Raw genomic sequence first — 15,446 nt, 5'->3', positions numbered from 1 at the left:
TCTGGGGATGCCGCAGCTCCCCGCCCCCGCCTACCCGGCCGAGGTGCGCGCCAGGCTCGAAGCGGACGCGAAGGAGGTGATCGCCCGCTACCCCGGCAGCCGCTCCGCGCTGCTGCCGCTGCTGCACCTCGTGCAGTCCGAGGAGGGGTACGTCTCGCGTACGGGCATGGCCTTCTGCGCCGAACTGCTCGGCCTCACCACCGCCGAGGTCACGGCGGTCGCCACCTTCTACACGATGTACCGGCGCAAGCCGAGCGGCGACTACCAGGTCGGCGTCTGCACCAACACGCTCTGCGCGGTGATGGGCGGCGACGCCATCTTCGACACGCTCAAGGAGCACCTCGGCGTCGGCAACGACGAGACGACCGAGGACGGCAAGGTCACCCTCGAACACATCGAGTGCAACGCGGCCTGCGACTTCGCGCCCGTCGTGATGGTCAACTGGGAGTTCTTCGACAACCAGACGCCCGAGAGCGCCACCCGGCTCGTCGACGACCTGATCGCCGGCCGCACCGTCGAGCCGACCCGCGGCGCCCCGCTGTGCTCGTACAAGGACACCGCCCGGATCCTGGCCGGCTTCCCCGACGCGCGCCCCGGCGCCGTCGAGGCCTCCGGCGGGGCGGGCCCCGCCTCACTGATCGGGCTGAAGCTGGCCAAGGGCGAAGCCACACCGCAGCCCCGCGTGGTGAGCCCGCGCGGCGAGGCCCCGCGCGACGAACCGCAGAAGGGCGCCGAACACCTCAGCTCCCATGACGCACCACAGCAGACCTCGGCATCCGACCCGGACAACCCGGCCGGTCCCGCCGCCGAGGAGGGGGAGTGATGACGTTGGCCGCCGAAATCGACAAGAACGGGACCAGTCCCGAGAAGCTTCTCGCACCCGTCCTGTCCGCCTTCTGGGACGAGCCCGATTCCTGGACGCTGGAGACCTACCGCCGCCACGAGGGGTACGAGGGACTGCGCAAGGCCCTCACCATGTCCCCGGACGACCTCATCGCGTACGTCAAGGACTCCGGTCTGCGCGGCCGCGGCGGCGCGGGCTTCCCCACCGGGATGAAGTGGCAGTTCATCCCGCAGGGCGACGGCAAACCGCACTACCTGGTGGTCAACGCCGACGAGTCGGAGCCCGGGACCTGCAAGGACATCCCGCTCCTCTTCGCCAACCCGCACAGCCTCATCGAAGGCATCGTGATCGCCTGCTACGCGATCCGCTCCTCGCACGCCTTCATCTACCTGCGCGGCGAAGTCGTCCCCGTACTGCGGCGGTTGCACGAAGCCGTGCGCGAGGCGTACGAGGCGGGCTATCTCGGTACGAACATCCTGGGCTCCGGACTCGATCTGGAACTCACCGTGCACGCGGGCGCCGGTGCCTACATCTGCGGTGAGGAGACGGCACTGCTCGACTCGCTCGAAGGGCGCCGCGGCCAGCCCCGGCTGCGCCCGCCCTTCCCCGCGGTCGCCGGTCTGTACGCCTGCCCCACTGTGGTGAACAACGTCGAGTCCATCGCCTCGGTTCCCGCGATCCTGAACAAGGGCAAGGACTGGTTCAAGTCCATGGGCAGCGAGAAGTCCCCGGGCTTCACGCTCTACTCGCTCAGCGGCCACGTCGCAGGACCCGGCCAGTACGAGGCGCCGCTCGGCGTCACCCTGCGCCAGCTGCTCGACATCAGCGGCGGGATGCGCCCCGGCCACCAGCTCAAGTTCTGGACCCCGGGCGGCTCCTCCACCCCGATGTTCACCGACGAGCACCTCGACGTGCCCCTCGACTACGAGGGCGTCGGCGCCGCCGGTTCCATGCTCGGCACCAAGGCGCTCCAGTGCTTCGACGAGACGACGTGCGTCGTGCGCGCCGTCACCCGCTGGACCGAGTTCTACGCCCACGAGTCCTGCGGCAAGTGCACCCCGTGCCGTGAGGGCACCTACTGGCTCGTCCAGTTGCTGCGCGACATCGAGGCGGGCAAGGGGCAGATGTCCGACCTGGAAAAGCTGAACGACATCGCCGACAACATCAACGGCAAGTCGTTCTGCGCGCTGGGCGACGGCGCCGCCTCGCCGATCTTCTCCTCGCTCAAGTACTTCCGCGAGGAGTACGAGCAGCACATCACGGGCCAGGGCTGCCCCTTCGATCCCGCCAAGTCGACCGTCTGGGCCGACGACAAGAACGCTCACCGGGGGGTGAACGCATGACAGTCACCACGAGTGCGCCCTCCGGGGGCGGCGAGGCGGCTCTCCCGCCCGAGGACCTCGTCACGCTGACCATCGACGGCATCGAGATCAGCGTGCCCAAGGGCACCCTGGTCATCCGGGCCGCCGAACTCCTCGGCATCGAGATCCCGCGCTTCTGCGACCACCCGCTCCTCGACCCGGCCGGCGCCTGCCGCCAGTGCATCGTCGAGGTCGAGGGCCAGCGCAAGCCGATGGCGTCCTGCACCATCACCTGCACCGACGGCATGGTCGTCAAGTCGCAGATCACCTCGCCGGTCGCCGACAAGGCACAGCGCGGGGTGATGGAACTCCTGCTCATCAACCACCCGCTGGACTGCCCGGTCTGCGACAAGGGCGGCGAGTGCCCCCTGCAGAACCAGGCGATGTCGCACGGCGACGCGACCTCCCGCTTCGACGGGAAGAAGCGGACGTACGAGAAGCCCGTCCCGATCTCCACCCAGGTGCTGCTGGACCGTGAGCGGTGCGTGCTCTGCGCGCGCTGCACCCGGTTCTCCAACCAGGTGGCGGGCGACCCGATGATCGAGCTGATCGAGCGCGGCGCGCTCCAGCAGGTCGGCACCGGCGAGGGCGACCCGTTCGAGTCGTACTTCTCCGGCAACACCATCCAGATCTGCCCCGTCGGGGCGCTGACCTCGGCGGCCTACCGGTTCCGCTCACGCCCCTTCGACCTGGTGTCGACGCCCTCGGTGTGCGAGCACTGTGCGGGCGGCTGCGCCACCCGCACCGACCACCGGCGCGGCAAGGTCATGCGGCGGCTCGCCTCCAACGACCCCGAGGTCAACGAGGAGTGGCTGTGCGACAAGGGCCGCTTCGGCTTCCGCTACGCGCAGCAGCGCGACCGGCTCACCACCCCGCTGGTGCGGGGCGAGTCCGGTGAGCTGGAACCGGCGAGCTGGCCGGAGGCGCTCGAGGCGGCCGCCGCCGGGCTCTCCGCGGCCCGTGGCCGGACCGGGGTCCTCACGGGCGGCCGGCTGACCGTCGAGGACGCGTACGCGTACGGCAAGTTCGCCCGGATCGCCCTGGACACCAACGACATCGACTTCCGGGCCCGGGTGCACAGCGGCGAGGAGGCCGACTTCCTGGCCGCCCGCGTCGCCGGGCGCGGACGCGACCTGGACGGTTCGGGGGCCACGTACACCTCCCTGGAGAAGGCGCCGGCCGTGCTGCTGGTCGGCTTCGAGTCCGAGGAGGAGGCGCCCGGCGTCTTCCTGCGGCTGCGCAAGGCGAACCGCAAGCACGGACAGCGGACCTTCTCCGTCGCCTCGCACGCCACCCGCGGACTCACGAAGGCGGGCGGCACGCTGCTGCCCGCCGCCCCCGGCACCGAGACCGAGTGGCTGGACGCGATCGCGGGCGGTGTCGGCCTGGACGGCGACGGAGCCGCGGCGGCCGAGGCGCTGCGCGGCGAAGGCGCCCTGATCGTGGTCGGCGAACGGCTGGCCGGTGTGCCGGGCGGCCTGAGCGCCGCGGTACGGACGGCGACCGCCACCGGCGCCACCCTGGTGTGGATCCCGCGCCGGGCCGGCGAACGCGGTGCGGTGGAGGCGGGCGCGCTCCCGTCGCTGCTGCCCGGCGGCCGTCCGGCCACCGACCCGCGGGCCCGGGACGAGGTGGCGGCGCTCTGGGGCGTCGCCGAACTCCCCGCCGGATTCGGCCGCGACACCGGCCAGATCATCGAGGCCGCGGCCACCGGTGAACTGGGCGCGCTGCTCGTCGCCGGCGTCGAGACGGCGGACCTGCCCGACCCGGACCGGGCCCTGGAGGCCCTGGACCGGGTCGGATTCCTCGTCTCGCTGGAGCTCCGCCCCAGCGAGGTCACCGACCGCGCCGATGTGGTGTTCCCGGTCGCGGCCGTCGCCGAGAAGTCCGGCACCTTCCTCAACTGGGAGGGCAGGGCGCGGATGTTCGAGGCCGCGCTGAAGCCGGAGCAGATGTCCAGGACCCTCGCGCCGGGCGACGCCCGGGTGCTGCACATGCTGGCCGACGCGCTCGACGTCCACTTCGCGCTCCCGGACCTGCGGTCCGCCCGCCGCGAGCTGGACCGGCTCGGCGGATGGCAGGGCACCCACGCGGACGACCCGCGCGAGCCGGCCCAGCCGCTGCCCAGGCCCGGCGACGGCGAGGCGGTCCTCGCGGGCCACCGGATGCTGCTCGACCTGGGCCGGCTCCAGGAGGGCGATACGGCGCTGGCCGGAACCCGGCACGCCGCGGTCGCCCGGCTCTCCGCCGTCACCGCCGCCGAGACCGGCGTCAAGGACGGCGATCTGCTGTCCGTCAGCGGCCCGGCGGGCAGCGTCGAACTCCCGCTCCAGGTCACGGACATGCCCGACCGGGTGGTCTGGGTGCCGCTGAACTCCGTCGGACGGGGTGTGCCGGCCGGTACCGGCACCCAGCCCGGCGGTCTGGTGCGGATCGGTCCCGCCGCATCGGGTACTCCCGACGTCACACCGGAGGTGCGAGCGTGACTGCCTTCGCTCAACTGGCCGCGGTCCCGCACGGCGAAGTGCTCGCCGCCGAGGACCTGTCGATGTTCGGCACCGACCCCTGGTGGCTCGTCGTCATCAAGGCGGTCTTCTGCTTCGCGTTCCTGATGGTGACCGTGCTCTTCTCCATCGTGTGGGAGCGCAAGGTCGTCGCCTGGATGCAGCTGCGCATCGGCCCCAACCGGCACGGCCCCTGGGGCATGCTCCAGTCGCTCGCCGACGGCATCAAGCTGATGCTGAAGGAAGACGTCATCGTCAAGCGGGCCGACAAGGTCGTCTACGTCCTCGCCCCGATCGTGGCCGCCGTACCGGCGTTCATGGCGATCGCGGTGATCCCGTTCGGCCCGTCCGGCAACGAGGTCTCGATCTTCGGACACCGCACGGCGATGCAGCTCACCGACCTGCCGATCGCGATGCTCTACATCCTCGCGGTCGCCTCGGTCGGGATCTACGGCATCGTGCTGGCGGGCTGGTCCTCCGGATCGACGTACCCGCTGCTCGGCGGATTGCGCTCGTGCGCGCAGATGATCTCCTACGAGATCGCGATGGGCGCCGCGTTCGCCTCGGTCTTCCTCTACTCCGGGTCGATGTCGACCTCGAAGATCGTGGAGGCGCAGCAGGACCGCTGGTTCATCATCCTGCTGCCGGTCTCGTTCATCATCTACATCGTCACGATGGTCGGTGAGACCAACCGCGCCCCGTTCGACATGCCTGAGTCCGAGGGCGACCTGGTCGGCGGCTTCAACACCGAGTACTCGTCGATCAAGTTCGCGATGTTCATGCTCGCCGAGTACGTCAACATGGTGACCGTCTCCGCGGTCTCCATCACCCTGTTCCTGGGCGGCTGGCGGGCCCCGTGGCCGATCAGCACCTTCTGGGAGGGCGCGAACCACGGCTGGTGGCCGATGCTCTGGTTCGTCATCAAGGTCCAGCTGCTGCTGTTCTTCTTCATCTGGCTGCGCGGCACGCTGCCCCGGGTCCGCTACGACCAGCTGATGAAGCTCGGCTGGAAGGTCCTGATCCCGGTCTCGGTGGTCTGGCTGATGCTGGTCGCCACGGTGCGGGCGCTGCGCAACGAGGGCTACGACTACTCGAAGATCCTGCTCTACGTGGCCGGGGCCGTGATCGCTGTCCTGCTGATCTCCTTCGTCGTCGACATCTTCCGCGACAAGAAGGGCCGGGCCGCCGCTGCGGACGCGGAACCGGAGCCGGCGTTCGACCCGATGGCGGGCGGTTTCCCGGTGCCACCACTGCCCGGACAGACCCTGCCGCCGGTGCCCAGGCGCAGGCCGCGGCGCGAGCGGGAGCTCGTTGTCAGTGGTGGGGCGGATACTCAGAGTGACGGAAATCCGAGTGACGGAAAGGAGGCCGACCATGTCTGAACTGCCTGAGTCGCGGGGGTCCGAGAGGCCCCCGAAGGCCACCGGGCCGACGGGGTCGACAGCGGCCTCGGGGGCCTCGGGGGCCGGTGGGTCCGCGCAGTCCCCGCAGTCCTCGGAGGACAAGTTCCAGAATCCGGTGGCCGGCTTCGGCGTGACCTTCAAGGCCATGTTCAAGAAGCGGCTGACCGAGCAGTATCCGGAGACGCCGAAGGTGACGGCGCCGCGCTTCCACGGCCGGCACCAGCTCAACCGCCACCCGGACGGCCTGGAGAAGTGCGTCGGCTGCGAGCTGTGCGCCTGGGCCTGTCCGGCCGACGCGATCTACGTCGAGGGCGCGGACAACACGGATGAGGAGCGCTACTCCCCGGGGGAGCGCTACGGCCGCGTCTACCAGATCAACTACGCGCGCTGCATCCTCTGCGGACTGTGCATCGAGGCCTGCCCGACCCGGGCGCTCACGATGACCAACGAGTTCGAGCTCGCCAACACCACCCGCGAGAGCCTCATCTACACCAAGGACGAGCTGCTCGCGGGCCTGGAGGAAGGCATGGTCGACAGCCCGCACGCGATCTTCCCCGGCACGGACGAACAGGACTACTACCGGGGCCTGGTGACCGAGGTCGCCCCCGGTACGGAACGCCAGGTCGCCGTCTCCAAGGGCGAGAAGCCGTCGGACGCCGACAGCGAGAGCAACGGTTCGACGCAGGAGGTGGACGCATGACCGGCCTGGCCGCCGCGGCCTCCCAGACCTCGACCGGTGAGGCCTTCCAGTTCTGGGTGCTCGGCACCGTCGCCGTGATCGGCGCGCTGTCCACCGTACTGATGAAGAGGGCCGTGCACAGTGCGCTCAGCCTCGCCGGGACCATGATCATCCTGGCTGTCTTCTACCTCGCCAACGGCGCCTACTTCCTGGGCATCGTCCAGATCGTCGTCTACACCGGCGCGATCATGATGCTGTTCCTCTTCGTGGTCATGCTCGTCGGTGTCACGGCGGCCGACTCGCTGAAGGAGACGCTCAAGGGCCAGCGCTGGCTGGCCGTCGCCTGCGGGCTCGGCTTCGGCATCCTGCTGATCGCCGGCATCGGCAACGCCGGCCTGCACAGCTTCAACGGGCTCGGCGCTGCCAACGCGGCGCACGGCGGAAACGTGGAGGGGCTCGCCAGCCTCATCTTCACCAAGTACGTCTTCGCCTTCGAGATCACCGGCGCCCTGCTGATCACCGCGACCGTCGGCGCGATGGTGCTCACCCACCGCGAGCGCACCGAACGGGCCAAGACCCAGCGGGAGATGTCCGAGGAGCGCGTACGCAGCAGTCATCTGCCGCCGCTGCCCGCCCCCGGCGTCTACGCCCGGCACAACGCCGTGGACATCGCGGGCCTGCTCCCCGACGGCACACCGTCCGAACTGACCGTGATGCAGACGCTGCGCAAGCGCGGCCAGATGCGCGACGTGTCCAACGAGTCGCTGGAAGAGCTCAAGGCACTGGAGCAGCGCTCCGGTGAGCGGCTCGGCCGGGGCAACGCCGAAGAAGAGGAGGTCGCCAAGTGAATCCGGTCAACTACCTCTATCTCGCCGCACTGTTGTTCACCATCGGCGCGTCCGGGGTGCTGATCAGGCGGAACGCGATCGTGGTGTTCATGTGCGTGGAGCTGATGCTCAACGCCTGCAACCTCGCGTTCGTCACCTTCTCCCGTATGCACGGCAACCTCGACGGCCAGATCATCGCCTTCTTCACGATGGTCGTCGCCGCCGCGGAGGTCGTCGTCGGGCTCGCGATCATCGTGTCGCTGTTCCGTTCCCGCCACTCGGCCTCGGTCGACGACGCCAGCCTGATGAAGCTGTAGAGGGGCGCTTGTACCGTGGAGAACCTGATTGCGCTGCTTGTCGCGGCGCCCCTGCTCGGAGCGGCGGTGCTGCTCTGCGGCGGCCGGCGGCTCGACCGTGTGGGCCACTGGCTCGGCACCCTGCTCGCCGCCGGCTCCTTCGTCATCGGCGTGGTGCTCTTCCTCGACATGCTGGGGAAGGGCGCCGAGGACCGGGCCCTGCACCAGAAGCTGTTCAGCTGGATTCCGGTCGAGGGCTTCCAGGCCGACGTGGCCTTCCAGCTCGACCAGCTGTCGATGACGTTCGTCCTGCTGATCACCGGTGTGGGCACGCTGATCCACATCTACTCGATCGGCTACATGGAGCACGACGAGCGCCGTCGCCGCTTCTTCGGCTATCTGAACCTGTTCCTCGCGGCGATGCTGATCCTGGTCGTCGCCGACAACTACCTGCTGCTGTACGTCGGGTGGGAGGGCGTCGGCCTGGCGTCGTACCTGCTCATCGGCTTCTGGCAGCACAAGCCCAGCGCGGCCACCGCCGCGAAGAAGGCCTTCCTGGTCAACCGGGTCGGCGACATGGGCCTGTCGATCGCGATCATGCTGATGTTCACCACCTTCGGCACCTTCGCCTTCGGCCCCGTCCTGGACGCCGCGGGCAACGGCCAGACGGGCGAGGGCAAGCTGACGGCGATCGGCCTGATGCTGCTGCTCGCCGCCTGCGGTAAGTCCGCCCAGGTGCCGCTGCAGTCCTGGCTGGGTGACGCGATGGAGGGCCCGACCCCGGTCTCGGCCCTGATCCACGCCGCCACCATGGTGACCGCGGGCGTCTACCTCGTCGTCCGCTCCGGCGTGATCTTCAACAACGCCCCGGACGCACAGCTGGTCGTCGTGGTCGTCGGTGCGGTCACCCTGATCTTCGGGGCGATCGTCGGTTGCGCGAAGGACGACATCAAGAAGGCCCTCGCGGGCTCGACGATGTCGCAGATCGGCTACATGATGCTGGCCGCCGGGCTCGGCCCGATCGGCTACGTCTTCGCGATCATGCACCTGGTGACGCACGGCTTCTTCAAGGCCGGTCTCTTCCTCGGCGCCGGTTCGGTCATGCACGGCATGAACGACGAGGTCGACATGAGGAAGTTCGGCGGACTGCGCAAGTACATGCCGGTCACCTTCATCACCTTCGGCCTCGGCTATCTCGCGATCATCGGCTTCCCCGGACTGTCCGGCTTCTTCTCCAAGGACAAGATCATCGAGGCTGCCTTCGCCAAGGGCGGCACCGAGGGCTGGATCCTCGGAGCGGTCACGCTGCTGGGCGCCGCGATCACCGCGTTCTACATGACGCGCGTGATGCTGCTGACGTTCTTCGGCGAGAAGCGCTGGCAGCCCGACGCGGACGGCCACGAGCCGCATCCGCACGAGTCCCCGAAGTCCATGACCATCCCGATGATCGTGCTCGCGTTCGGCTCGGTCTTCGCCGGAGGCTTCTTCTCCATCGGCGACCGCTTCCTGCACTGGCTGGAGCCCGTCACCGGCCACGACCACGGGGACGCCCCGATCGGCGCGGCCACCGTCACCGCCGCCACCATGGTGGTGCTCGTCATCGGTGTCGGCATCGCCTGGGCGATGTACGGACGCAAGCCGGTGCCCGCGGTCGCCCCGCGCGGCTCGCTGCTCACCCGGGCCGCCCGCCGCGATCTCCTCCAGGACGACTTCAACCACGTGGTGCTGGTCCGCGGCGGCGAGCACCTCACCCGCTCGCTGGTCTACGTCGACCACACCCTGGTCGACGGCGTCGTCAACGGCACGGCCGCCTCCATGGGCGGGCTCTCCGGCCGGCTGCGCAAACTGCAGAACGGCTACGCCCGCTCCTACGCGGTCTCGATGTTCGGCGGTACGGCGGTCGTCATCGCCGCGACCCTGCTGATGAGGGCGGTCTGATCACATGTCCTTTCCCCTCCTGACAGCGACGGCGGCGCTCCCGGCGATCGGCGCGGTCGCCACCGCCGCGGTCCCGGCCGCGCGGCGCACGTTCGCCAAATGGCTGGCGCTGCTCTTCTCACTCGCCACCCTGGTCCTGGCGGGCGTCGCGCTCGCCCGCTTCGAACCGGGCGGCAGCCGCTACCAGCTCACCGAATCGCACGCCTGGATCAAGGACTTCGGTGTGCGGTACGAGCTGGGGGTGGACGGCATCGGGGTGGCGCTCATGGCGCTCACCGCCCTGCTGATCCCCTTCGTCATCCTGGCCGGCTGGCACGACGCCGACCCCCTGGAGACGAACTCCTCGCGCTGGCGCCCCACCCAGGGCTTCTTCGCCCTGATCCTGATGGTGGAGGCGATGGTGGTCCTCTCCTTCGAGGCCACCGACGTCTTCCTCTTCTACATCCTCTTCGAAGCCATGCTCATCCCGATGTACTTCCTCATCGGCGGCTTCGGGGACCGGGCCCACAACGGGAGCGACGAGAACGCCGCCGCGCAACGCTCGTACGCGGCGGTGAAGTTCCTCCTCTACAACCTGGTCGGCGGCCTCATCATGCTGGCCGCGGTGATCGGGCTGTACACCGTCGCGGGGACGTTCTCGCTCTCCGAGATCGCCGAGGCCCGCGCCAACGGCACGTTCTCCATGGCGACCGGCACCGAGCGCTGGCTCTTCCTCGGGTTCTTCTTCGCCTTCGCGGTGAAGGCCCCGCTGTGGCCGCTGCACACCTGGCTGCCCAACGCCATGGGTGAGGCGACCACCCCGGTCGCCGTGCTGATCACCGCGGTCGTCGACAAGGTCGGCACCTTCGCGATGCTCCGCTTCTGCCTCCAGCTCTTCCCGGAGGCCAGCAAGTGGGCCACCCCGGTGGTCCTGGTCCTGGCGCTGATCAGCATCGTCTACGGGGCGCTGCTCGCCGTAGGCCAGCGCGACATCAAGCGGCTGATCGCCTACGCGTCGATCTCGCACTTCGGCTTCATCATCCTGGGCATCTTCGCGATGACCAGCCAGGGCCAGTCTGGTGCGACGCTCTACATGGTCAACCACGGCATCTCGACGGCCGCGCTGATGCTGGTGGCGGGCTTCCTGATCACCCGGCGCGGATCGCGGCTCATCGCCGACTACGGCGGAGTGCAGAAGGTGGCCCCGGTTCTGGCCGGCACCTTCCTGATCGGTGGTCTGGCCACCCTCTCGCTGCCGGGGCTCGCCCCGTTCGTCAGCGAGTTCCTGGTCCTGGTCGGCGCGTTCTCCGCGTATCCCGCGGTCGGCATCATCGCCACCACCGGGATCGTGCTCGCCGCGATCTACGTCCTCGTCCTCTACCAGCGGACGATGACGGGACCGGTCAAGGCCGAGGTCCAGGGCATGGCGGACCTCAAGGTCCGTGAGCTGGTGGTGGTCGTCCCGCTGATCGCACTGCTGATCTTCCTGGGCGTCTACCCGAAGCCGCTGACGGACATCGTCAACCCGGCGGTGCAGCACACCATGTCGGACGTACAGAAGAAGGACCCCCAGCCCGAGGTGGAGGCCGCCAAGTGAGCGCAACAGCTGTCCACAGCCTGTGGACAACGGCGAGCGGGGTGACTACGGCCGCCCCGGAGAAGTTCACGGCGCCGGTCATCGAGTACGCCCAGCTGACCCCGGTCCTGATCGTGATCGGTGTCGCCGTCCTGGGCGTGCTCGTCGAGGCCTTCGTGCCGCGCCGTGCCCGCTACTACACGCAGGTCTTCCTGGCGGTCGTCGCCCTCGTCGCCGCGTTCGCCGCGGTGATCGGCCTGGCGGCCGGCGGATACGGTACGACAAAGGCGCACATCGCCGCGATGGGGGCCGTGGCCGTCGACGGGCCCGCACTGTTCCTCCAGGGCACCATCCTGCTGACGTCCCTGGTCGCCGTCTTCACCTTCGCCGAGCGGCGGCTCGATCCCGAGTCGCACGGAAGCCGCGTCGACTCGTTCGCCGCGCAGGCCGCATCGGTCCCCGGCAGCGACAGCGAGAAGGCCGCCGTCAAGGCCGGGTTCACCACCACCGAGGTCTTTCCGCTGCTCCTCTTCTCGGTGGCGGGCATGCTGGTCTTCCCCGCCGCCAACGATCTGCTGACGCTCTTCGTGGCCCTGGAAGTCTTCTCGCTCCCGCTCTACCTCCTGTGCGCCGTCGCCCGCCGCAAGCGGCTGATGTCGCAGGAGGCCGCGGTGAAGTACTTCCTGCTCGGCGCCTTCTCCTCGGCGTTCCTGCTCTTCGGGATCGCCCTGCTGTACGGGTACGCGGGCTCCGTCTCGTACGCGAAGATCGCCTCCGTCGTCGACGGCTCGATCCAGCAGATCGACCCGGCGCTCGCCGACACCATGGGCAACGACGCGCTGCTGCTCATCGGCGGCGCGATGATCCTCACCGGCCTGCTCTTCAAGGTCGGCGCCGTCCCGTTCCACATGTGGACCCCGGACGTCTACCAGGGCGCCCCGACCCCGGTCACCGGCTTCATGGCCGCGGCCACGAAGGTCGCCGCGTTCGGTGCGCTGCTGCGCCTGCTGTACGTGGTGGTCCCGGGCCTCACCTGGGACCTGCGGCCGGTCATGTGGGGCGTCGCGATCCTCACGATGCTGGGCGGTGCGATCGTCGCCATCACCCAGACCGACATCAAGCGGCTGCTGGCCTACTCCTCGATCGCGCACGCCGGCTTCATCCTGGCCGGTGCCATCGCGGCCACGCCGGAGGGCATCTCCTCGGTCCTCTTCTACCTGGCCACGTACTCCTTCGTGACCGTCGGCGCCTTCGCCGTCGTCACCCTGGTGCGCGACGCGGGCGGCGAGGCGACGCACCTGTCGAAGTGGGCCGGGCTCGGCCGGCGCTCCCCGCTGGTCGCCGCGGTCTTCGCGGTGTTCCTGCTGGCCTTCGCCGGTATCCCGCTCACCTCGGGCTTCTCCGGGAAGTTCGCGGTGTTCAAGGCCGCGGCCGACGGTGGCGCGGGCGGACTGGTCGTCGTCGGTGTGATCTCCTCGGCGATCGCCGCGTTCTTCTATATCCGGGTCATCGTGCTGATGTTCTTCAGCGAGCCGAAGGCGGACGGCCCCACGGTCGCCGTCCCGTCTCCGCTGACGATGACCACGATCGCGGTCGGCGTCGCGGTCACCCTGGTGCTGGGCCTGGCCCCGCAGTACTTCCTGGACCTGGCAGGCCAGGCGGGGGTCTTCGTGCGGTAGCGGGTAGCGCGCACCACTGCCGGACAGCGCCGGACGGGCTTGGAGGTCAAGCCCGTCCGGCGTTGTCGTAGGCGGCGCCTATCGTGGCAGGGGAGAGCGCAGGGACAGAACGGGACAGCCGTCGGGGGAACAGAGCGACGATGAGCAGGACGGGCGGGACGGGCGTGACGGACGTGACCATGAGCGTGACCGAGAGCGATGCGCAGGAGACGCTCCACCGGGTCTTCGGGTACGAGACGTTCCGGGGCGAGCAGGAAGCCGTCGTCGACCATGTGGTCGCGGGCGGGGACGCCGTCGTGCTGATGCCGACCGGTGGCGGCAAGTCGCTCTGCTACCAGATCCCGTCCCTGGTCAGATCCGGCACGGGCATCGTCATCTCGCCCCTGATCGCCCTGATGCAGGACCAGGTGGACGCGCTGCGGGCGCTGGGCGTGCGGGCCGGATTCGTGAACTCCACGCAGGATTTCGACGAGCGGCGCTCCATGGAGGCCCAGTTCGTCGCCGGAGAGCTGGACCTGCTCTACCTGGCCCCGGAGCGGCTCCGGCTGGACTCCACCCTCGGGCTGCTCTCCCGCGGTGAGATCTCCGTCTTCGCGATCGACGAGGCGCACTGCGTCGCCCAGTGGGGCCACGACTTCCGGCCCGACTACCTGGCCCTGTCCGTACTGGGCGAGCGCTGGCCCGACGTACCCCGCATCGCGCTGACGGCGACGGCGACGGAGGCCACCCACCGGGAGATCACCCAGCGCCTCGGCATGCCGGACGCCAAGCACTTCGTGGCGGGCTTCGACCGGCCCAACATCCAGTACCGCATCGTGCCCAAGGCCGACCCGAAGAAGCAGCTGCTGTCCTTCCTCAAGGAGGAGCACGCCGGGGACGCCGGCATCGTCTACTGCCTCTCGCGTAATTCGACCGAGAAGACCGCCGAGTACCTCTGCCGCAACGGCATCGAGGCCGTCCCGTACCACGCGGGTCTGGACGCCGGCACCCGAGCGGTCCACCAGTCCCGCTTCCTGCGCGAGGAGGGCCTGGTCGTCGTCGCGACGATCGCCTTCGGCATGGGCATCGACAAGCCGGACGTGCGCTTCGTCGCCCACCTCGACCTGCCGAAGTCCGTGGAGGGCTACTACCAGGAGACCGGCCGGGCCGGCCGTGACGGCGCCCCCTCCACGGCCTGGATGGCCTACGGACTCCAGGACGTCGTCCAGCAGCGCAAGCTCATCCAGGGCGGCGAGGGCGACGAGGCCTTCCGTCGCCGGGCCGCCTCCCACCTGGACTCCATGCTGGCCCTGTGCGAGACGGTGCAGTGCCGCCGGGCCCAGCTGCTGAAGTACTTCGGCCAGGAGCCCACCGCCGCCTCCTGCGGCAACTGCGACACCTGCCTGGCCCCGCCCGAGACGTGGGACGGCACGGTGGTCTCCCAGAAGCTGCTGTCCACGGTCGTACGGCTGAAGCGGGAGCGCGGACAGAAGTTCGGCGCGGGCCAGATCATCGACATCCTGCTGGGCCGCAAGACGGCGAAGGTGATCCAGTTCGACCACGACCAGCTTTCCGTGTTCGGCATCGGCGAGGAGCTGGCCGAGGCGGAATGGCGGGGCGTGGTCCGTCAGTTGCTCGCCCAGGGCCTGATCGCCGTCGAGGGCGAGTACGGCACGCTGGTTCTCACCGAGGAGAGCGGTTCCGTCCTCGGCCGGGAGCGCGAGGTGCTGCTCCGCAAGGAACCGAAGAAGGCCGCACCGGCCCGCTCCTCCTCTTCGAAGAGCGGCAAGGGCAGGGCGGCAGCCGTCGCCGATCTCCCGGAGTCGGCCGTCCCGGTCTTCGAGGCCCTGCGCGCCTGGCGCGGCGCCCAGGCCAAGGAGCTCGGCCTCCCGGCGTACGTGATCTTCCACGACGCGACGCTGCGGGAGATCGCGGCGCTGCGGCCGGGCTCGCTCGCGGAGCTGGGCGGCATCAGCGGCCTGGGCGAGAAGAAGCTCGCGACGTACGGCGAGGGCGTGCTGGAGGTGCTGGCGGGGCTCCCGGACGCCGACGCGGGGCCTGCGGCCCCGGCGGGCGCGGACGCGGATACGGGCGCGGATGCGGCTCCGGCCTCGTCCCCGACGCCTGATACGGCTCCCGCCCAGGCGGAGACGGCTCCGGCCCAGGCGCCCCCGGCTCCCGCCCACGCGGCCCCGGCCCGGGTGCCCGCGCCGGCTCCGGCCCCTGCCGCTCCGGCAGCCGATCCGGAGTTCGGGTGGGACGAGGAGCCGCCCGAGTTCGACTGAGGCGGGTGCCGGGGGTGCGGCGGCCGGTCCGCGCGGCGGCCGGTCCGCGCGGCGGTCGGTCCGCGCGGCGGTCGGTCCGCGCGGCGGTCGGTTCAC

General features: G+C 69.9%; 11 protein-coding genes. All 11 read left to right on the top strand.

What is annotated here, in order from left to right:
• Positions 1–7: 7 nt before the first annotated feature.
• The 11 genes from nuoE (at position 8) to recQ (ending at position 15,350) form a co-directional block, all read left to right on the top strand.
• The gene (nuoE, locus tag ACFVJX_RS20585) at positions 8–823 is read left to right on the top strand and encodes an NADH-quinone oxidoreductase subunit NuoE (RefSeq protein ID WP_384130837.1); all 816 of its coding nucleotides are present in this window, start codon (positions 8–10) and stop codon (positions 821–823) included.
• Positions 820–2,187: an NADH-quinone oxidoreductase subunit NuoF gene (nuoF, locus tag ACFVJX_RS20580; protein WP_384130760.1), complete on the top strand. Its 1,368-nt coding sequence runs from the start codon at positions 820–822 to the stop codon at positions 2,185–2,187. Before nuoE ends, nuoF begins: the two co-directional genes overlap by 4 nt.
• Entirely contained in the window at positions 2,184–4,691 is a 2,508-nt protein-coding gene (locus ACFVJX_RS20575; RefSeq protein WP_384130757.1) for an NADH-quinone oxidoreductase subunit G, read from the top strand. Before nuoF ends, ACFVJX_RS20575 begins: the two co-directional genes overlap by 4 nt.
• Positions 4,688–6,091: an NADH-quinone oxidoreductase subunit NuoH gene (gene nuoH / locus ACFVJX_RS20570; RefSeq protein WP_384130754.1), complete on the top strand. Its 1,404-nt coding sequence runs from the start codon at positions 4,688–4,690 to the stop codon at positions 6,089–6,091. The genes ACFVJX_RS20575 and nuoH overlap by 4 nt, the downstream gene beginning before the upstream one ends.
• Positions 6,084–6,812: an NADH-quinone oxidoreductase subunit NuoI gene (gene nuoI, locus ACFVJX_RS20565; protein ID WP_384130752.1), complete on the top strand. Its 729-nt coding sequence runs from the start codon at positions 6,084–6,086 to the stop codon at positions 6,810–6,812. The genes nuoH and nuoI overlap by 8 nt, the downstream gene beginning before the upstream one ends.
• A complete protein-coding gene (locus ACFVJX_RS20560; protein WP_384130749.1) occupies positions 6,809–7,639 on the top strand; it encodes an NADH-quinone oxidoreductase subunit J in 831 nt (276 codons plus the stop codon). The genes nuoI and ACFVJX_RS20560 overlap by 4 nt, the downstream gene beginning before the upstream one ends.
• Positions 7,636–7,935 (top strand): NADH-quinone oxidoreductase subunit NuoK, encoded by a 300-nt coding sequence (gene nuoK / locus ACFVJX_RS20555; protein WP_024493678.1) that lies wholly within the window; start codon positions 7,636–7,638, stop codon positions 7,933–7,935. The genes ACFVJX_RS20560 and nuoK overlap by 4 nt, the downstream gene beginning before the upstream one ends.
• A 15-nt stretch (positions 7,936–7,950) precedes the next feature.
• The gene (nuoL, locus tag ACFVJX_RS20550) at positions 7,951–9,852 is read left to right on the top strand and encodes an NADH-quinone oxidoreductase subunit L (RefSeq protein WP_384130747.1); all 1,902 of its coding nucleotides are present in this window, start codon (positions 7,951–7,953) and stop codon (positions 9,850–9,852) included.
• A 4-nt stretch (positions 9,853–9,856) separates the two neighbouring features.
• Positions 9,857–11,428 carry an NADH-quinone oxidoreductase subunit M gene (locus ACFVJX_RS20545; RefSeq protein WP_384130744.1) on the top strand — a complete coding sequence of 524 codons (1,572 nt, stop codon included), beginning with the start codon at positions 9,857–9,859 and terminating at the stop codon, positions 11,426–11,428.
• Positions 11,425–13,086, top strand: coding sequence for an NADH-quinone oxidoreductase subunit NuoN (gene nuoN, locus ACFVJX_RS20540; protein WP_384130741.1), 1,662 nt, complete (start codon positions 11,425–11,427; stop codon positions 13,084–13,086). The genes ACFVJX_RS20545 and nuoN overlap by 4 nt, the downstream gene beginning before the upstream one ends.
• A gap of 179 nt (positions 13,087–13,265) precedes the next feature.
• Entirely contained in the window at positions 13,266–15,350 is a 2,085-nt protein-coding gene (gene recQ / locus ACFVJX_RS20535; RefSeq protein ID WP_384130738.1) for a DNA helicase RecQ, read from the top strand.
• The last annotated feature ends 96 nt before the right edge of the window (positions 15,351–15,446 follow it).

This window comes from Streptomyces sp. NPDC127177, from assembly GCF_042672475.1.
In the GTDB taxonomy this organism is placed as follows: Bacteria; Actinomycetota; Actinomycetes; order Streptomycetales; family Streptomycetaceae; genus Streptomyces.
This window is presented reverse-complemented; position numbering and strand designations above follow the sequence as displayed.